The sequence below is a fragment of the Streptomyces sp. NPDC050703 genome (assembly GCF_040654435.1).
Taxonomy (GTDB): domain Bacteria; phylum Actinomycetota; class Actinomycetes; order Streptomycetales; family Streptomycetaceae; genus Streptomyces.
In genome coordinates, this window is the sequence record NZ_JBFAHX010000018.1 from 136,663 (window position 1) to 153,812 (window position 17,150).

Genomic DNA, 17,150 nt, shown 5'->3' on the forward strand with positions numbered 1-17,150 from the left:
CCAGGAACGAGCCGGCCAGGATCAGGGCGAACGCCGCCACCACGGACACGGACAGGGGCTCGTCCAGGAACGTGACGCCCGCCGCGACCGCCACCGCCGGGTTGACGTACGTGAAGACCACCGCCCTCGTGGGGCCCGCCTCGCGGATCAGTTCGAGGAAGACCACGAACGCCAGGGCTGTGCAGATGACTCCCAGGCCCGCCAGGGAGAGCAGGGTGGGCGTGTCCGGGAGCGCGTCCGGCCAGGACACCGCCGCCGCGGGGGCGTAGACGAGCGCCGCCAGGACCAGGCACGGCGTGATCAGTTGCAGCGCCGGGACCTCGCGGAGGTGGCGGGCCGCGATCAGCGGGGCGATGGCGTAGCCGAGCGCGGTGAGCATGACCTCGGTGAGGGACCAGGCGTCGCCGCCGGTGAGGTGCGGGACCGTGAGGACCGCGACGCCCCCGAGGCCCAGGCCCAGCCCGGTGAGGCGGCGGGCGCCCAGGCGTTCCGTGTCGCCGAAGAAGCGGGCCAGGAGCGCGCCGATGATCGGGACGGCGGCGATGAGGAGCCCCGCCGTGGAGCTGGAGATGTGGCGCTCCGCGTCGGTGAGGGTCCACCACGGGCCGAGGATCTCGATGCACGCGAAGGCCAGCATCGGCCGCCAGTGGGTACGGACGACGCGGCCGAGGCCGCCCTGCCGCACCGCGAAGGGGAGCAGGATCGCCGCGCCCAGCGCGCAGCGGGTGAAGACCACCATGGACGGTGACAGGTCACTGCCGACCGCCACCTTGATCATGAGATACGGGATGCCCCACAGGACCCCCATGAGCGAGAAGAGGAACCAGCCGCGTGCCGTCATGCCGGAAGTCTCGGCCGTGGCGGCGCCCCGCGTCTTGAACGCTGTTGCGGTACGCCGCCGGGGTCACCCCCAGCACCCTGCGGAACCAGCGCGTGAGGTGCGCCTGGTCGGCGAAGCCCACCAGGGACGCCGCCTCGGCGGGGCGCAGCCCGGCGTCCAGGTGGGCGCGGGCGCGCGTCACGCGGTACTGGGCGAGCCAGGCGTAGGGCGGCAGCCCCGTCGACGTACGGAAGGCGCGCAGGAGCTGGTAGCGGGAGAGGCCGAGCGGGGCGGCGAGTTCGGCCAGGGAGGGCGGGGCGAGGAGTTCGTCGGCGAGGCGGTCGCGGACGGCGCGGGCGATGTGGTCGGCGCCCGGGACGCGGTCGGCCAGCGGGCGGGCGGTGCCGTGCCTGCGGGCGAGGGCGGTGAGCAGCCAGGGCAGGCGCGACTCGGCCTCCAGGGGGTCCACGCGGCCCCCGGCCCCGCTCAGCTCGGTGTGCGCGGTGCGCAGGGCCGCGGCGAGTTCGGGGTCGTCGACCACCGCCTCGCGGAAGTGCGGCGGCGTGGCGGTGCCCTCGGCGAGGAGGGACGGGAGGGGGTACATGGCGCGGTAGGCGTAGCCGCCCGTGGCCGCCGGTCCGCCCGTGTGCACCTCGCCCGCGGCGAGGACGACGATGGAACCGGGCCCGGCGTCCACGCGTCCGCCCCGGTAGTCGATGACCTCGCAGCCGCCGACGCCCACTCCCACGGTGAACTCCTCGTGGTAGTGCGGCGCGTAGCGGTGCCGGTCGAAGCGGGCGGTCAGCAGGTCGAGGCTGTCGCCGCGGGGGCCGAGGGGGGCTCTGGCCCAGAGGGCCTGCTCGCGCGGGCGCCGCTCGTCGTCCGCCGCCGCCATCCCGTTCACGTACCCGACCCCCGCCGCGCCTCAGCAGCGCGCTCTCCCACGCCCGACGGCCCCGTACCCGACGGCCCCCTACCCCTCGGCCCCAGGCCCCTCGGCCTCGCGTCCGACGGCCCCGCACCCGTCCGTCTCACGCCCGTCGCGCCCACTTCCGTCGCGCCCGCTTCCGTCACCCGCGCGTCGTCCATGTGCCGTCCGCTCCCCCGACCTCGTGCCGTCCGTCCCCGTGGGCGGCCGGAGCCGCTCTCACCGGATCAACGCGCGCGTGCCCTTCTTCCATGCCGCGCCGAGGTCGGCTCCCTCGGGAAACCGGCCGTGGATCTCCAGGATCACCATGCCGTGTGCGAACGCCCAGGCGGCGCGGGCCAGTTCGCCGTCGCCCGCGCAGGCGCGGACCAGCGGGGCCGCGGCCCTGTCCTCCAGGCCGTCGGGCAGGGCGTGGCGGGGCAGCGGGCGCTCGGTGGCGAGGCGGTAGAGGTGGGGGTGGCGCAGGGCGTAGGCGCGGTAGGCGTCCGCGATGGCTTCGAGGGAGCCCGGGGCGTCCGCCTCGGCCGCCTCGCAGACCGCGGCGAACTCGTCGAGCATCTGAGCGATCAGCTGGACCTCCACCGCCTGCTTGTCGGGGAAGTGCTTGTACAGCGAGGGCGCCTTGATGCCGAGCCGGTCCGCAAGCGAGCGCATCGTGAGCTTCTCGGCCCCCGACTCCTCCAGGAGCTCGCGGGCCGCGTGGACGATCTCCCTGGCCCTGGGCGTGAGGTCCCCGCCCCACGTGGGCGGCGCTCCGGAAGCCTGCCGCTGGTCAGCCACGCTGAAAGCCCTCCTTCGTACGCAGTCCATAGCCGAAGGCGCGATCGTACGAGATGTGGGCGAGCCAGCCGCACAGGGCCGCGAGGGCGGGGGCCCACTTCCCGGGGAGCGCCGCGTACAGACTCAGGAGCGTGAGCGGGACCAGGGCGCGGTGGGCCGCGTTGTAGAGGGGGACGGCCCTCGGCGGCAGCTGGCCGCGAGCCATGTGCGGCGCGTCGCGCAGGCCGGCGAGGAAGGTCAGGTCGGGGGCGACGAAGAAGACGGCGGCGAGGAGGCCCGCGGGCCAGCCGTGGTCGACGCCCTCCATGACGCCGAGCGCCGACCAGAACAGCGCGGCGAGGAACCAGGCGGCACGGCGCGCGCCGGCCGACGTCCGTTCCGTGGAGCGGGGCGGAGCCGGGGCGCAGGTACTCATGGGTCCTCCTTGAGGCCAGGGCTGGCTAACGTCGTTAGGTGCGACGACAGTATGGCTAACGCCGTTAGCCGTCAAGGGTGCCGGCTCGGCGGGAGTCATCCCGGCTCGGGAAGCGGCTGGGCGGCAGTCACCCTGGCCGGGGAAGCGGCCGGGCGGAAGTGTCCGGCCGGGGAAACGGCCGGGCGGAAGTGTCCGGCCGGGGAAACGGCCGGGCGGGAGTCATCTCGGCTCGGGAAGCGGCCCCGCAGGCGGTCTCCCTGGCCTAGGAAGCGGCCGGGCGGTCGTCTCGGCCCGGAAGCGGCCGGACGGGAGCCTTCCCGGTCGGCAAGCGGCCGGACGGCAGTCGCCCCCGCCCGGAAAACGGCCGGGCGGGAGTCATCCCGGCTCGGGAAGCGGCCCCGCAGGTGGTCGCCCGCGGCTACGCCGGTTCGAACCGCACCTTCACCGCGCCCGGGTCCGCTTCCGCCTCCGCGAGCCTGACGCGCAGGCGCTCCCCGAGGGGCAGCGTCGCCGTGCCGCCCTCGATGCGGGCCACGACGGCGGGGTCGGTCAACTGGACGGTGCCCACGGCCGGTTCGTTGTCCTTCACGTCCACGACCACGGCGTCGAACATCTCGCCGACCCGGTCCCTGAGCATCAGCGCTTCGACGATGTCCACGCACTCGCGCTCCACGGTGTTGCCGCGCCGGGTGCCCTCCGACATCTCCCCGGGCAGCGCGTCGAGCGCGGCGAGCACCCACTGCGGGACGCCCGCGCCCGCGCACGCGGCGAGGCACAGTTCGGAGGCATAGCGGTCGACGAGGCGGCGCAGCGGGGCCGTGCAGTGGGTGTAGGGGGCGGCGACCGCCGCGTGCACGGCCGGGTCGGGCAGCCGGCCACCGGTGAACGCCGTGTAGCCCGCGCCCCTCAGCAGCGTCGTGCACTCCTGGAGGAAGGCGGCCTGGTGCGGCTGCCGGGGGTCGAGGGAGCGTACGAGTCCGGCGTACGAGACGTGGTGCGGCCAGTCGATGCGCAGCGCCTGCGCGGTGCGGCGCAGGCGGGCGACCGCGCCGTCCGGGGCGGTGGGCAGCGTCCGCAGGATGCCCGTACCCGCGTCCAGCATCAGCTCGGCGGCGGCCATGCCCGTGAGGAGCGAGATCTGCGCGTTCCAGCCGTCGGCGGGCAGGGGCGCGCGGAAGACGGGCTCGTACCGTCCGCCGCGCTCGACGATCTCCTGCTCGGGCACGTTGAGCGAGATGCCGCCGCGCGCCACCTCCAGGGCCTCGCGCAACGTCCCGATGTCCCGCAGGAGCGCGACGGGCTCCTCGGCGGTGCCCGCGTCGACGGCCCGCTGCACGCCCGCGTAGTCCAGCTTGGCCCGGCTGCGTACGAGGGCGCGGCGCACGTCGGCGTGTTCCGTGCGGCCGTCCGCGTCCAGGTCGATGGTCCACAGGACGGCGGGGCACGTCTGGCCGGGCAGCAGGCTGGCAGCGCCCTCGCTCAGGGCCGTGGGGTGCAGCGGGACCCTCTCGTCGGGGAAGTAGAGGGTGGTGACGCGGCGGTGGGCCTCGGCGTCGAGCGGTCCGCCGGGCGTGACGTAGGCGGCGACGTCGGCGATGGCGTACGTCACCCGGTAGCCGCCGCCCTCGCGCCGGGCCAGGTGCATGGCCTGGTCCAGGTCGACGGAGTCGGGCGGATCGACGGTGAACAGAGGGACGTCCGTGGCGTCGTGCTCCGGCAGCCGGGGCGCCTTCGCGGCGCGCTCCGCCTCCGCGAGGACCTCGGCGGGGAAGTCCATCGGCACGTCGAGCTCCGTGCGCAGCTCACGCAGCGCGGCCCGCAACGGAGCCTCCGCTGCGCCGGTCACGTGCAGACTCCGGCGAGGCATGGACCGAGCGTATGGCCGCCGACCGGACTCGGCACCCCGTACCGCCGGGTACGCGGATGTCCGGGCGTCGCGTCCCGCGCCCGCTCGTGCGTGCGGTGCGTCCCGCGCCCGTCCGTGGTCCCGCGCCCGCTCGTGCGGTGCGTCCCGCGCCTGTCCGTGGTCCTGCGCCCGCCCGTGCGGTGCGTCCCGCGCCCGTCCGTAGTCCCGCGCCCGCCCGTGCGGTGCGTCCCGCGCCTGCTCGTGGCCCCCGGCCCGGGGGAGCGGGTTCCGGCCCTAGGGGCGAGAGTCCCCGCCCGAGGGCGAGAGTCCCCGCCCGAGGGGCGAGAGTCCCGGCCCAAGACCGAGGGTCCCGACCCAAGGTCGTGCGTCCCGGCCCAGGGTCGAGGGGCCCGACCCAAAGCCGTGCGTCCCGACCTAAGGCCGAGAGCCCCGACCCAAGGCCGCGGGGCCCCACCCAAGACCGCGCGTGCCGACCCAAGGCCGTGGGCCCCGGCCCAAGGGCGTGCGTCCCGACCCAAGGCCGAGAGCCCCGACCCAAGGCCGAGAGCCCCGACCCAAGGCCGAGCGTCCCGACCCGGAGCCGCCGGTCCCGACCCAATGCCGAGGGACCCGACCCAAGGCCGAGCGTCCCGACCCGGAACCGCCGGTTCAGGCCCGGACCCGCGGCCCCCGTACCCTTTTGCGGGGGCCGCACCCCTCCCCTCGTACCGCTCAAGGAGTCCTATCGTGCTCGTCCTGCTGCCGCCCTCCGAAGGCAAGGCCCCGTCCGGGCGCGGTGCCCCGCTCAAGCCCGAGTCGCTGTCGCTGCCGGGGCTCGGCGAGGCGCGGCGGGCGGTGCTCGACGAGCTGGTCGAGCTGTGCTCCGCCGACGAGGAGAAGGCGCGGACCGTGCTGGGGCTGAGCGAGGGCCTGCGGGGCGAGGTGGCGAAGAACGCCGGGCTGCGGACGGCGGGCGCGCGCCCCGCCGGGGAGATCTACACGGGGGTCCTGTACGACGCCCTGGACCTGGCCTCGCTCGACGCCGCCGCCAAGCGGCGCGCGGGGCGGTCGCTGCTCGTCTTCTCCGGGCTGTGGGGCGCGGTCGGCGTGGGCGACAAGATCCCCTCCTACCGCTGCTCGATGGGCGTGAAGCTGCCGGGCCTCGGGGCGCTCGGCGCGTACTGGCGGGCGCCGATGGCCTCCGTCATGCCGGAGGCGGCGGGCGACGGGCTCGTGCTCGACCTGCGGTCGTCGGCGTACGCGGCGGCGTGGAAGCCGAAGGGCGAGGTGGCGGGGCGGACGGCGACCGTGCGGGTGCTGCACGCGCAGCTGGTCGACGGGGTCGAGAAGCGGTCGGTGGTCTCCCACTTCAACAAGGCGACCAAGGGGCGGATCGTCCGGTCCCTGCTGACCACGGGCGCCCGGCCCGAGGGCCCCGCCGAGCTGGTGGAGGCGCTACGGGACCTGGGGCACGTGGTGGAGGCCGAGGCCCCGACGAAGCCGGGCAGGCCGTGGGCGCTCGACGTGGTGGTGCGGGAGATCCACTAGGGCCCGTCGTTCGGATCTGCCCGACGCCGCGGGCCCTGACGCCCTGACGCCCTGACGCCCTGTCGCCTTGGTCCTCGCCCTAGCCCTGGCACTCGCCCTGGCACTCGGCCCTCGGGCCCTGGCCCTCGCCCTGGCACGCACCCCTCATGCCTGAACGGCGCGGGGCCCCGGCACCGTCGTCGTCGCCCGTAGCCGACTCCCCCGAGCCTTCGGCTCCGCTCGAACGGGGCAGCCGGCCTGATCCGGACGACGGGCCCTGGGACCCAGGCCGGCCCTAGGGGTCCGCCGGGCGCCGGTCGAGTAGAGACGCACCCCCACCCCTCCCCCGCATTGCATCTTGCGCAACGCCCTTTGCGCAGGGTGCGCGGCTCAGGGCAGGATGCCCGCATGACCTCCTCCGCGCCCGCGCCCTCCGTGCTCGATCTCGCCCCCGTCATCCCCGTGGTCGTCGTGGACGAACTCGACGACGCCGTGCCGCTGGCGCGCGCGCTGGTGGCCGGTGGGCTGCCCGCGATCGAGGTGACCCTGCGGACGCCCGTCGCGCTCGACGCGATCAGCGCCATCGCGGCCGATGTGCCGGACGCGGTGGTCGGCGCCGGGACCGTGATCTCCGCGCGCAACGTCACCGAAGCCGTGGACGCGGGGGCCCGCTTCCTCGTCAGCCCCGGCTGGACGGACGCGCTGCTCGACGCGATGCGCGGGTCCGGCGTGCCGTTCCTGCCGGGCGTCTCGACGACCTCCGAGGTCGTGGCGCTGCTCGAACGCGGCGTGACCGAGATGAAGTTCTTCCCGGCGGAGGCCGCCGGCGGCACCGCGTACCTGAAGTCGCTCGGCGCACCGCTGCCGCAGGCCCGCTTCTGCCCGACCGGCGGGATCAACGCGGGCAAGGCGCCGGCGTACCTCGCGCTGCCCAACGTCGGCTGCGTGGGCGGCAGCTGGATGCTCCCCGCCGACGCCGTGGCGGCCAAGGACTGGGCCCGCGTGGAGTCCCTGGCCCGCGAGGCCGCCTCCCTGCGCTGAGAGCCGCTACCGCAGGTGCGACGTGTCGTTCAGGAGGCGCAGTGAGGCGTTGCCGTCGGCGTAGTACGCCACCGCGGAGACCGAGGCCGCCGAGAGCTCCATGCGGAACATGGACTCCGGCGGGGCGCCGAGCGCGAGGCGCACCAGCGTCTTGATCGGCGTGACGTGCGTGACGAGCAGGACCGTGCGGCGCGCGTACGCGGCGGTCAGCCGGTCGCGTGCCGCCGCGACCCGCCGCGCCACCGCGGTGAACGACTCGCCGCCGGGCGGGGCCGCCTCCGGCGAGGTCAGCCAGGCGTTCAGCTCCTCGGGGTGCCGGGCGCGCGCCTCGGCGAACGTCAGCCCCTCGAAGTCCCCGAAGTCGGCCTCGCGCAGGTCCTCTTCCAGGTGGACGTCGAGCCCGAGGCGGGCGGCGACCGTGTGCGCGGTCTCCTGGCAGCGCTTGAGCGGCGAGGAGACGACGGCCTGGATCGTGCCGCGCGCGGCGAACGCGGCGGCGGCCCGCTCGGCCTGCCCGCGCCCCACGTCCGAAAGCGACGGGTCGGAACCCCCGCTGCCGGAGAACCGCTTCTCGGGCGTGAGCGGGGTCTCGCCGTGCCGCAGCAGCACGAAGGTCGCGGGGGCACCGAGGTCCGGCGCGGCCCAGCCGACCTGGGGCGCGGACACGTTGCGCGCGGCCTGGGCGTCGATTCCGGCCACGGCGGGGGCGATGACGGCGGACGCCTCGCCCCGTGTGGCCGTGAGGGCCGCCCGCGCCCTCGCCGCGCCCGCCACCGCGTCTCCCGGCGGACCCGCGGGCGCCGGATCGGCGGCCACCCGTGACGCACGCGCGTCCAGCTCCGCCGTCGACGCCGCGGGCGACCACCGCTCGCCGCGCCTGCCCGCGTCCATCGCCTCGTTCGCGAGCCGGTCCGCGTGCTTGTTCCGCTCGCGCGGAATCCACTCGTACGTCACCCGCTCCGCGGGGAAGACGCGCGCGGCCTCGGCCGCGAGCGGCTTCATGTCGGGGTGCTTGATCTTCCAGCGGCCCGACATCTGCTCGACGACGAGCTTGGAGTCCATGCGTACGTGCACCGAGGCGTCCGGGTCCAGCTCGCGGGCCGCCTTCAGGCCCGCGACGAGCCCCTTGTACTCCGCGACGTTGTTCGTCGCGACGCCGATGTACTCCGCGGCCTCCGCCAGGGTCTCCCCCGAGGCCGCGTCGATGACCACGGAACCGTAGCCCGCGGGCCCCGGGTTGCCCCGGGAGCCGCCGTCGGCCTCGACGATGAACTCACGCATGGACTACGGCCCCTACAGGCCGGACTCGGACGTGCGGACCAGGATGCGGCGGCAGTTCTCGCACCGCACGACCGTGTCCGGGGAGGCCGCCTTCACTTCGTTGACCTCGGTGATGTTCAGTTCGAGGCGGCAGCCCTCGCAGCGCCGCTGGTAGAGCTTGGCCGCGCCGACGCCGCCCTGCTGCTCGCGGAGCTTGTCGTAGAGCTTGAGCAGGTCGGCGGGGACGGAACCGGCGACGACCTCGCGCTCCTTGGTGACCGTGGCGGTCTCCCCGTCCAGCTCCCTGAAGGCGGCGTCGCGGCGGCCCGTGGCGTCGTCGATCTTCGACTGGACCGAGGAGACCCGCTCGGTCAGCTCGGTCACCCGCTCCTGCGCGGACTCGCGGCGCTCCATGACCTCAAGGACGACGTCCTCCAGGTCGCCCTGGCGCTTGGCGAGCGAGGTGATCTCGCGCTGGAGGTTCTCCAGGTCCTTGGGCGAGGTCACGGCGCCGGAGTCCAGGCGCTGCTGGTCGCGGTTGGCGCGCTGGCGGACCTGGTCGACGTCCTGCTCCGCCTTGGTCTGCTCGCGGGCGCAGTCGCTCTCCTCGGTCGTCGCGGCGACGAGCAGGTCGCGCAGCTGCGCGAGGTCCTTGTTCAGCGACTCGATCTCGGCGTGCTCGGGCAGCGACTTCTTCTTGTGCGCGAGCTGTTGCAGGCGTACGTCCAGGGCCTGGACGTCGAGCAGTCGGATCTGGTCGGCGGGCGCGGCGTTCAGTTGGGGGCTCCAGATGTGTCGGTCGTGGCGGACGCCGCGTGGGCGGTCCAGGGGTCGGTGACCGTCTTCGAGACGTGGACGCGCAGTCCCCATCCGTTGCGGTCGGAGATCTCGTCGAGCTGGGCTGCGGCCAGCTCGCACCAGGGCCACTCGGTGGCCCAGTGGGCGGCGTCGAGCAGCGCGAGCGGGGTGCGCTCACGGGCCTCGGACGCCGGGTGGTGGCGCAGGTCGGCGGTGAGGAAGGCGTCCACGCCCGCGGCGCGCACGTCGTCGAAGAGGCTGTCGCCGGAGCCGCCGCTCACCGCGACGGTCCTGATCAGCGCGTCGGGATCGCCCGCGACCCGGATGCCCTGCGCGGTGGCGGGCAGCCGCTTCGCCGCGCGCTCGGCGAGCTCGGCGAGGGTCAGGGGGTGGTCGAGTTCGCAGATCCGGCCGAGGCCGCGGCGCCCGTCCTTGTCGGCGGGGTCGGGCACGAGGGGGCGTACGACGCGGAGGTCGAGGGCGCCCGCCAGCGCGTCGGAGACGCCGGGGTCGGCGCGGTCGGCGTTGGTGTGCGCGACGTGCAGCGCGACGTCGTTCTTGATCAGGTCGTGCACGACGCGGCCCTTGAAGGTGGACGCCGAGACCGTCGTCGTACCGCGCAGGTAGAGAGGGTGGTGGGTGACCAGGAGCTGGGCTCCGATCCTGACCGCCTCGTCGGCGATCTCCTGGACCGGGTCGACGGCGAAGAGGACGCGGGTGACCTCGGCATCGGGGTCTCCGCAGACCGTGCCGACCGCGTCCCAGCTCTCGGCCAGACCGGCGGGCCACAGGGCGTCGAGGGCGGCGATGACTTCAGACAGACGGGGCACGGGGAAAGGCTACCTTCCCCGCAACCTCCGCAGGTCGCCCGTCACGGACCGCTGTCGCACCGCTACTTGGCGCGGACGGCCGGCCATGGTCCGGACGGTCGGACTCGATCCGGACGGCCGGACTCGATCCGGACGGTCACGCACGATCCGGACGGCCGGTTCGATCCGCACGGTCGCACACGAGCCGGATAGCCAGACACGACCAGCAGCCGGACAGGATCCGGACGGCAGACACGATCCGGACAGCCAGACACGATCCGGACGGCGGACACGATCCACACAACCGGGACCGACCACGACGGGAACCGGCGCACGAACAACCGGGACCGACCACGACGGGAACCGGCACACGGCCGGACGGCCCGCGGAGCACAACCACACCCGCACCCTCAGCAGAACCGTTGCCCCTCCATCCTTCCGTGTGAAGCGAACGGCCACTCACGCCACGTCAGCGCGTACGAAAACTAGCTTCGTGGCCGGAGGTGGCGCCGACGATGACAGCGGCAACGATCACGGTGGACGGCGGCTACGCGGCCAGGCTGGCGCGCAGGGGCGAGTCCTGGTTCCCCGAGCGCTGGACCCTCGACTCCCCCGAGCCCTACGCGGTACCGCTGGCCGGCCGCCAGCCCGAGGAGCCGGGCACCGAGGTGCTGCCGATGGGCGACGGCCGCGTCCTCGTCCACCGCCCGGCGGCCGGACGGCACATGTTCGCGCTGCTCTACCCGAGCGGCCCGGCGACCGGCGAGATCCCGCTGGGCGCGGTGGAGTGCGCGGGCGACCTGGTGCTGCTGCCGCCCTCCCCGGACGGCGACCGGGCCTACGCCGTCGCCGTCGGCACCCACACCACGGACGTCTGGCTGGTGGCGGGCGGCAGCTTCGGCCCCGAGCACGTCGCGGAGGTGCCGGGGCGCTGCTCGGGCGGCGTCTGGCTCGACCGCACGGGGCGGCTGCTGGCCCTCGACCGGGAGACGGACGGCCGTGTGAAGACCGTCGCGGTCGACCTGGCGCGCGGTGGCGAGGTGTCACCGCTCCTCCAGATCACCGAGGAGAGCGACGATCGGCTGCTGCTCGCCGACGCGGACAGCGGCCTGCTGCTGATCCGCTCCAACGCCCCCGGCCACGACCGCCTCGGCTGGGGCGTCCTCGGCTCCGCCCTCCCCGTCCGCTTCCCCGAGTCGCTGCGGCTCGCCGACTGCGCCGTCACGCCGTTCGCGATCCAGCCGGGGCAGACGCTGCTGCCCGAGCGGTGCGCGGTGGCGCTGCGTGTCGACGGCGCCGCGGGGACCTGGCTGGGCCTGTGGCGACCCGCGGAGCGCGGCATGCGGCAGCTCCCCGCGCCCCAGGGCTGGCTGGCCGGTTCGGGCTGCTGGACGGGCGAGGGCGTACTGCTCCTCCCCTACTCGACGAGCGCCGTGCCCTGCGGTGTCGCGCGCCTCCCCGTGCCCCTCGGCGAGGCGCCGCCGCGGACATCCCGTGCCGAGCCGTCGGAGCCGCCCCCGGCGCGGCCCGTACCGCTTCAGCAGGCACCCCTGGGCGGTCGGGTCGCGGCCGGTTAGACTCGCCCGGCTGTACGAACGATCTTCATACGGGGTGATGGGTAAGAGATGTCGACCGAGACCGGTACGGAGACCCACTGGGACACCGAGCCGCAGCACGCGGCGGCCACGACCACGACCGGGACCGCGCAGGGCACGACCGCCACTGCCACCTCGGGCGCGGGCAGGCACCGGGGCCCGGTGGCCGAGCACGACGAGGCCACCTCCCCCAGGGGCCGCCACCGCAGGCAGGCGGCGCACCCGGGGGCGTGATCGCAGAGAAGTCCCGCTCATACGCCGCCGGAAGCGGCGTCCGGGCGGGACTTCTCCGCACCCCCCTTCAGCCACGCCTCAGCGTCAGCACCTCCGTCGCCGCGAAGCCCTCGGGGTGCTTGGCGTAGTACGGGGTGAGCAGCGCGTCCAGTTCGGCGTACGTGAGCGTGTCCCCGGCCGCGTCGAATCTGGCCGCCACCTTCGGGCGCTCCATCAGCGCGACCATGCCGCCGTGCACGACGAGCAGTTGCCCGCTCACGTCGGCCGCCGCCGGGGAGGCGAGGTAGCCGACCAGCGGGGCGACGTGCTCGGGGGCGAGCGGGTCCAGTTCGTCCCCGGCCGGCTCCTGGAAGCCCTGGAAGACGTCCTCGGTCATCCGCGTCCGCGCGCGGGGGCAGATGACGTTGGCCGTCACGCCGTACTTGGCGAGCGCCAGGGCGGTCGACGTGGTCAGGCCGACGATGCCGCCCTTGGCCGCCGCGTAGTTGGGCTGGCCGGCCGAGCCCGCGAGGTAGGCCTCCGACGACGTGTTGACGATCCGCCCGTACACCGGGCCGCCCGCGGCCTTGGCGCGCTCGCGCCAGTGGGCGGAGGCGAAGCGGGTGGTGTTGAAGTGGCCCTTGAGGTGGACACGGACGACCGCGTCCCACTCGGACTCCGTCATCGAGAAGATCATCCGGTCGCGCAGGATGCCCGCGTTGTTGACCAGGATGTCGAGCTTGCCGTACGTCTCCACGGCCGTCGCGACGAGCGCGCGGGCCTGCTCGTGGTCCGCCACGTCCCCGGTGTGGGCGGTGGCCCTGCCGCCCGCGTCGCGGATCTCGGCGGCGACCTCCTCGGCGGGCGCCGCCGACGCCTCGCCCGAGCCGTCGCGGCCCGGCTGCCCGAAGTCGTTGACGACGACGCTCGCGCCGAGCCCGGCCAGTTCCAGGGCCTCGGCGCGCCCGAGCCCGCGGCCCGCGCCGGTGACGATGGCGGAGAGGCCCTCAAGCGGCAGTGACATCGAATTCCCTCCGTAACGCATCAGAACGAATCAGAAACGCATCAGAACGCATCAGACAGCGGGTCGGGGGCGCTCGTTCGCTCAGATCTCTATGCAGGTGCGCAGGGCCGTTCCCGTGCACATCTGCTCCAGTGCCTCGTTGATCTCGGTGAGCCGTACACGGTGGGTGATCATGCTCTGGAGGTCGATGCGGCCCGCCCGCCAGAGCGCGATGGCCCGCTCGTACGAACGCAGGACGTCGCCGCCGCCGTACAGGGAGGGCAGGATGCGCTTCTCATCGAAGAACAGCTCGAACATGTTGAGCCGGAGGTGGTCGTCCGCGGCTCCGGCGCCGACGACGCAGAGCGTGCCGCCGCGGCGGGTCGTCTCGTAGGCCGTGCGGGCGGTGGCCGACTTGCCGACGACCTCGAAGACGTAGTCGAAGCCCTCCCCCGCGGTGATCCGCTGCTTGGCGTCGACGAGGTCCTCGGGGGCGACGGCCTCCGTGGCGCCGAACCGCAGCGCCGCCTCCCTGCGCGAGGCCACCGGGTCGACCGCGACGATCTGCGCCGCCCCCTTGACGCGGGCGCCCTGGATCGCGGCGATGCCGACGCCGCCGCAGCCGATGACGGCGACCGACGAGCCGGCGCTCACGTCCGCGGTGTTGATGGCCGCGCCGAGCCCCGTCGTCACGCCGCAGCCGATGAGCGCCGCGACGTCGAGGGGTACGTCGTCCGGGACCGGCACCGCGCACCGGGCGTCGACGACGACCTCCTCGGCGAAGGTGCCGGTGCCCGCGAAGCCGAAGACGTCGCCGCCGGGGCGCCTGAAGTTCGGGGTGCCCGCGTTCATGAAGCCGGCGAGGCAGAGCTGGGTCTGGCCGCGCTTGCAGGCGGGGCACGTGCCGCAGGCCGGGAGCCAGCAGAGCAGGACCCGGTCGCCGGGGGCGTGGCCGGTCACGCCGTCGCCGACGTCGGTGATCTCGCCCGCGCCCTCGTGGCCGGGGACGAAGGGGGCGGGCTGCGGCAGCACGCCGTTCATCGCGGAGACGTCGGAGTGACACAGGCCGGTGGCCCTGATGCGGACCCTCACCTTTCCGGGGCCGAAGCCCACCGCCTCGACGTCGTCGAGGACCTCCAGCTTGGTCTGGCCTGTCTCGTGCAGTACGGCTGCGCGCATGGTGCGGCTCCTCTCGTCGTACGGGAGATCCGGGCCGGCTCCGGGTGCGTCCGGCCACGGCGGGTCCGTGCGTTCCGCTCCTTCCGGCGTGCCCGGCTCCTTCCGGCGTGCTCTGCTGCTTCAGGCGTGTTCGGCTCCTTCCGGCGTGCTCTGCTGCTTCAGGCGTGTTCGGCTGCTTCAGGCGTGCTCTGCTGCTTCAGGCGTGTTCGACGACCGTGTCCGCCAGTACCGGTGCGTCGTCCCGTTCGACCGCCGTGACCTCGGCCCTGACGCGGCCCTCCGTGTGCCACATGCGGATGCGCAGGGTCTCGCCGGGGAAGACCACGCCGGTGAAGCGGGTGCTGTAGGCGCGCACCCGGGACACGTCACCGTCGAGCCGGGTGTCCACTACGGCCTTCAGGGTCATCCCGTAGGTGCACAGGCCGTGCAGGATCGGCCGGTCGAAGCCGGCGAGCGCGGCGAACTCGGGGTCGGCGTGCAGGGGGTTCCAGTCGCCGGAGAGGCGGTACAGGAGCGCCTGGTCCTCCCGGACGGGGCGCCGGACGGTCAGGTCGGGTTCGCCCTCGGGTTCCGGGAGGCGGCCGGACGGGCCGCGGTCGCCGCCGAAGCCGCCTTCGCCGCGTACGTAGATCTGGGCGTCGCTCGTCCACAGCGGGCCGTCGGCGTCGGCGGTCTCGGAGCGCAGGACGAGTACCGCGGCCTTCCCCTTGTCGTACACCGCGGCCACCCTCGACGTGGTCACGGCCGTGCCGCTGACCGGGATCGGGCGGTGCAGCGTGATGCTCTGGCCGCCGTGCAGCACCGCGGCGAGGTCCACCTCGATGCCGGGGGCCGAGAGCCCGCCGACGACGCCCATGCCGGCTCCGGCGACGGTGGCGAAGCTGGGCAGGACGTGCAGCCTGGACTCCAGGGTGTAGCGCAGTTCCTCGGGGGCGGTGGCGGGCACTCCCGCGCCGAGGCCGAGGTGGTAGAGCTGGACGTCCTTGTGGTCCCAGGCGATCTCGGCGGACCGGGGTTCGGCGGCGACGGCCTTGGCGGCGTCAATGGGCATGGGGTGAGAGCTCCTTGGGCCGACGGCGGAGACCTCGGTGCGGCCGTCCGCACCGTCGACCGCACCGAGGTCGCAACTGGGCCGGACAGCCGTTCGGGAACCGGCCGGTTCTAGAACGCGTTCCACTCCGGCGATCCATGTATAGCCGAGCGCCGATTACTTGGGAACCCTCCTGACGTCACGTCAGATCACCTCGGGGTCCGGGCACCGTGGAGCACCGGCTTCGCCGAGTTCGTCCTCAATCGCCGGACGGGCTCTCAGCTGTCGCCGGGCGGTTGCGCTCCCTCGTCCCCGGCATCCACAGCAGCAGGACCACCACGCCCGCCAGGAGGATGCAGCCGCTCGTGCGGAACGCCGTCGCGTAGCCGTCGGTCAGGGCCTGCTTCGACGCCGAGCCGTTCATCTGCGCCGCCGCCACCGTGGAGAGCACCGCGAGGCCGAGTGCGCCGCCCATCGTGCGGGAGGTGTTGATCAGGCCGGAGACCAGGCCCGCGTCGCCCGGCTCCGCGCCCGACGTGGCGAGTGAGGCGAGCGGCGTCGTGGCGAAGCCCGCGCCGAACATCATGACGATGCCGGGCAGCATGATGGAGGTGACGTATCCGCCGTCGACCGTCATCGTCGACTGCCAGCCGAAGCCCGCGGCGGCCACGAGTATGCCGAGCACCGAGACGTTCTTCGGGCCGAGCACCGGCATCACGCGCGGTGCGAGCATCGAGCCGATGACGATGGTCAGGGACGACGGGATGAGGGCGAGGCCCGCCTTCATCGGGGAGTAGTCGAGGACGTTCTGGGCGTACAGCGTCATGAACATCCACATGGCGAACATGCCGCCGCCGCAGACGAACATCGCGGCGTTCGCCGCCGACACCGACCGCACCTTGAACAGCTTCAGCGGCATCAGCGGGACCCGCGTGCGCGCCTCCACCGCGAGGAAGCCGCCGAGGAGCGCGAGTCCGGCCGCCAGCGGCACCAGGGTCGCCGCGGCCGTCCAGCCCTTCTCCTCGGTCTGCACGATGCCGTACGCGAGGGTGGCGAGCCCCGCGGTGACGAGGACAGCGCCCGGCACGTCGAGGCGCCTGGCCTGGCCCGCCTTGCTCTCGGTGAGCCAGGCGATGCCCGCGACGATCACGAGTGCGCCGATCGGTACGTTGATCAGGAGCACCCAGCGCCAGGAGAGCAGGTCGGTGAGGACCCCGCCGACCAGGCCGCCCGCCGCGCCGCCGCCCGCGCCCACGGCCGACCAGACGCCGATGGCCCGCACCCGGGCCGGGCCCTCGGGCACCGCCGAGGTGAGGATCGTCAGGGTCGAGGGCGCCAGGACCGCGGCGCCGAGCCCCTGCACGGCCCGTGCCACCAGGAGCTGCCACTCGGCCTGGGCGAAACCGCCGCCGAGCGAGGCGGCGGTGAAGAGGCCGAGGCCGAGGAGGAACATGCGCTTGCGGCCGAAGAGGTCGCCGGCCCGGCCGCCGAGCAGCATGAAGCCCGCGAAGGCGATGGAGTAGGCGTTGACCACCCATTGCAGTCCGACGGCGCTCATGCCGAGGTCGGCCCGCATCGACGGCAGCGCGGTGTTGACCACGGAGACATCGAGGACGACGAGGAACTGGCCCGCGCAGGCGGCGAGCAGTACCGCCCAGACCGGGGCGGACTTCTTCGGCGGGGCGGCGGAACCGGTGCGGTAAGTGGTGGAGGGCGTCTGGGCCATGACAGCCATCCTCTCAACTGTCCGATGGTCCGTACATCGGGATTTCGCCCCACGGGTCCTGGGCCGTCGGCCCTGGGGCGTGTTGCGAAAGTGGCGTCGTCCGCCCGGAGGGCGGGTCCGGCGGCGTCTGGTGCGTGCGATCGCAAGGCGGAGGGTCGCCCCGATACTGGTGGTATCGGG

At 74.2% G+C, this 17,150-nt stretch carries 15 protein-coding genes and 1 pseudogene; 4 read left to right on the forward strand and 12 right to left on the reverse strand.

Annotated features, from left to right (window positions below):
- Nucleotides 1-58 precede the first annotated feature (58 nt).
- From AB0I16_RS19035 to AB0I16_RS19055, 5 genes and pseudogenes are all read right to left on the reverse strand, one after another.
- Nucleotides 59-841 (reverse strand): annotated as a pseudogene (locus AB0I16_RS19035) (DMT family transporter); the annotation flags it as partial.
- On the reverse strand, nt 753-1,715 hold the full coding sequence (locus tag AB0I16_RS19040) for an AraC family transcriptional regulator (protein ID WP_363250590.1): 963 nt from the start codon (nt 1,713-1,715) through the stop codon (nt 753-755). The gene AB0I16_RS19040 and the pseudogene AB0I16_RS19035, both read right to left, overlap by 89 nt.
- 252 nt (nt 1,716-1,967) lie before the next feature.
- Nucleotides 1,968-2,528: a TetR/AcrR family transcriptional regulator gene (locus AB0I16_RS19045; protein WP_363250572.1), complete on the reverse strand. Its 561-nt coding sequence runs from the start codon at nt 2,526-2,528 to the stop codon at nt 1,968-1,970.
- Nucleotides 2,521-2,943: a DUF4260 family protein gene (locus tag AB0I16_RS19050; RefSeq protein WP_363250573.1), complete on the reverse strand. Its 423-nt coding sequence runs from the start codon at nt 2,941-2,943 to the stop codon at nt 2,521-2,523. The genes AB0I16_RS19045 and AB0I16_RS19050 overlap by 8 nt, the downstream gene beginning before the upstream one ends.
- Before the next feature lie 418 nt (nt 2,944-3,361).
- The gene (locus tag AB0I16_RS19055; RefSeq protein WP_363250574.1) at nt 3,362-4,810 is read right to left on the reverse strand and encodes an RNB domain-containing ribonuclease; all 1,449 of its coding nucleotides are present in this window, start codon (nt 4,808-4,810) and stop codon (nt 3,362-3,364) included.
- 726 nt (nt 4,811-5,536) lie between these two features.
- Here AB0I16_RS19055 and yaaA point away from each other — a divergent pair.
- The gene (yaaA, locus tag AB0I16_RS19060) at nt 5,537-6,337 is read left to right on the forward strand and encodes a peroxide stress protein YaaA (protein ID WP_363250575.1); all 801 of its coding nucleotides are present in this window, start codon (nt 5,537-5,539) and stop codon (nt 6,335-6,337) included.
- Between the two features lie 387 nt (nt 6,338-6,724).
- On the forward strand, nt 6,725-7,357 hold the full coding sequence (gene eda, locus AB0I16_RS19065) for a bifunctional 4-hydroxy-2-oxoglutarate aldolase/2-dehydro-3-deoxy-phosphogluconate aldolase (protein WP_363250577.1): 633 nt from the start codon (nt 6,725-6,727) through the stop codon (nt 7,355-7,357).
- A 6-nt stretch (nt 7,358-7,363) separates the two neighbouring features.
- Here the strand turns inward: eda and AB0I16_RS19070 are convergent, their stop codons facing one another.
- From AB0I16_RS19070 to AB0I16_RS19080, 3 genes are read right to left on the reverse strand one after another with little or no spacing between them, the layout of a single operon-like run.
- Nucleotides 7,364-8,638, reverse strand: a complete 1,275-nt coding sequence (locus AB0I16_RS19070; protein WP_363250578.1) for a bifunctional RNase H/acid phosphatase — start codon at nt 8,636-8,638, stop codon at nt 7,364-7,366.
- Nucleotides 8,639-8,650: 12 nt separating this feature from the next.
- A complete protein-coding gene (locus AB0I16_RS19075) occupies nt 8,651-9,394 on the reverse strand; it encodes a C4-type zinc ribbon domain-containing protein (protein ID WP_363250591.1) in 744 nt (247 codons plus the stop codon).
- Nucleotides 9,391-10,245 (reverse strand): Nif3-like dinuclear metal center hexameric protein, encoded by an 855-nt coding sequence (locus tag AB0I16_RS19080; protein ID WP_363250579.1) that lies wholly within the window; start codon nt 10,243-10,245, stop codon nt 9,391-9,393. Before AB0I16_RS19080 ends, AB0I16_RS19075 begins: the two co-directional genes overlap by 4 nt.
- A gap of 494 nt (nt 10,246-10,739) precedes the next feature.
- Here AB0I16_RS19080 and AB0I16_RS19085 point away from each other — a divergent pair, with 494 nt between their 5' ends.
- Both AB0I16_RS19085 and AB0I16_RS19090 read left to right on the forward strand, forming a co-directional pair.
- On the forward strand, nt 10,740-11,801 hold the full coding sequence (locus AB0I16_RS19085; protein ID WP_363250580.1) for a hypothetical protein: 1,062 nt from the start codon (nt 10,740-10,742) through the stop codon (nt 11,799-11,801).
- Nucleotides 11,802-11,849: 48 nt separating this feature from the next.
- Entirely contained in the window at nt 11,850-12,053 is a 204-nt protein-coding gene (locus tag AB0I16_RS19090; protein ID WP_363250581.1) for a hypothetical protein, read from the forward strand.
- 67 nt (nt 12,054-12,120) lie between these two features.
- On the opposite strand, the gene AB0I16_RS19095 is transcribed toward AB0I16_RS19090, so the two are convergent.
- From AB0I16_RS19095 to AB0I16_RS19110, 4 genes are all read right to left on the reverse strand, one after another.
- Complete coding sequence (locus tag AB0I16_RS19095; RefSeq protein ID WP_363250582.1) at nt 12,121-13,056, reverse strand: 3-oxoacyl-ACP reductase; 936 nt, start codon at nt 13,054-13,056, stop codon at nt 12,121-12,123.
- A gap of 81 nt (nt 13,057-13,137) precedes the next feature.
- On the reverse strand, nt 13,138-14,214 hold the full coding sequence (locus tag AB0I16_RS19100) for a Zn-dependent alcohol dehydrogenase (RefSeq protein ID WP_363250583.1): 1,077 nt from the start codon (nt 14,212-14,214) through the stop codon (nt 13,138-13,140).
- A gap of 196 nt (nt 14,215-14,410) precedes the next feature.
- Nucleotides 14,411-15,265, reverse strand: a complete 855-nt coding sequence (locus AB0I16_RS19105; RefSeq protein WP_363250584.1) for a MaoC/PaaZ C-terminal domain-containing protein — start codon at nt 15,263-15,265, stop codon at nt 14,411-14,413.
- Nucleotides 15,266-15,503: 238 nt separating this feature from the next.
- Entirely contained in the window at nt 15,504-16,970 is a 1,467-nt protein-coding gene (locus AB0I16_RS19110) for an MFS transporter (protein ID WP_363250585.1), read from the reverse strand.
- Nucleotides 16,971-17,150: the final 180 nt, after the last annotated feature.

Bases quoted from the DNA above. Each gene is read 5' to 3' on its own strand.
- AB0I16_RS19055 (WP_363250574.1), bottom strand. From the start codon at position 4,810: ATGCCTCGCCGGAGTCTGCACGTGACCGGCGCAGCGGAGGCTCCGTTG.
- AB0I16_RS19090 (WP_363250581.1), top strand. From the start codon at position 11,850: ATGTCGACCGAGACCGGTACGGAGACCCACTGGGACACCGAGCCGCAG.
- AB0I16_RS19100 (WP_363250583.1), bottom strand. From the start codon at position 14,214: ATGCGCGCAGCCGTACTGCACGAGACAGGCCAGACCAAGCTGGAGGTC.
- AB0I16_RS19070 (WP_363250578.1), bottom strand. From the start codon at position 8,638: ATGCGTGAGTTCATCGTCGAGGCCGACGGCGGCTCCCGGGGCAACCCG.
- AB0I16_RS19105 (WP_363250584.1), bottom strand. From the start codon at position 15,265: ATGCCCATTGACGCCGCCAAGGCCGTCGCCGCCGAACCCCGGTCCGCC.
- AB0I16_RS19085 (WP_363250580.1), top strand. From the start codon at position 10,740: ATGACAGCGGCAACGATCACGGTGGACGGCGGCTACGCGGCCAGGCTG.
- eda (WP_363250577.1), top strand. From the start codon at position 6,725: ATGACCTCCTCCGCGCCCGCGCCCTCCGTGCTCGATCTCGCCCCCGTC.
- AB0I16_RS19050 (WP_363250573.1), bottom strand. From the start codon at position 2,943: ATGAGTACCTGCGCCCCGGCTCCGCCCCGCTCCACGGAACGGACGTCG.
- AB0I16_RS19095 (WP_363250582.1), bottom strand. From the start codon at position 13,056: ATGTCACTGCCGCTTGAGGGCCTCTCCGCCATCGTCACCGGCGCGGGC.
- AB0I16_RS19110 (WP_363250585.1), bottom strand. From the start codon at position 16,970: ATGGCCCAGACGCCCTCCACCACTTACCGCACCGGTTCCGCCGCCCCG.
- AB0I16_RS19040 (WP_363250590.1), bottom strand. From the start codon at position 1,715: ATGGCGGCGGCGGACGACGAGCGGCGCCCGCGCGAGCAGGCCCTCTGG.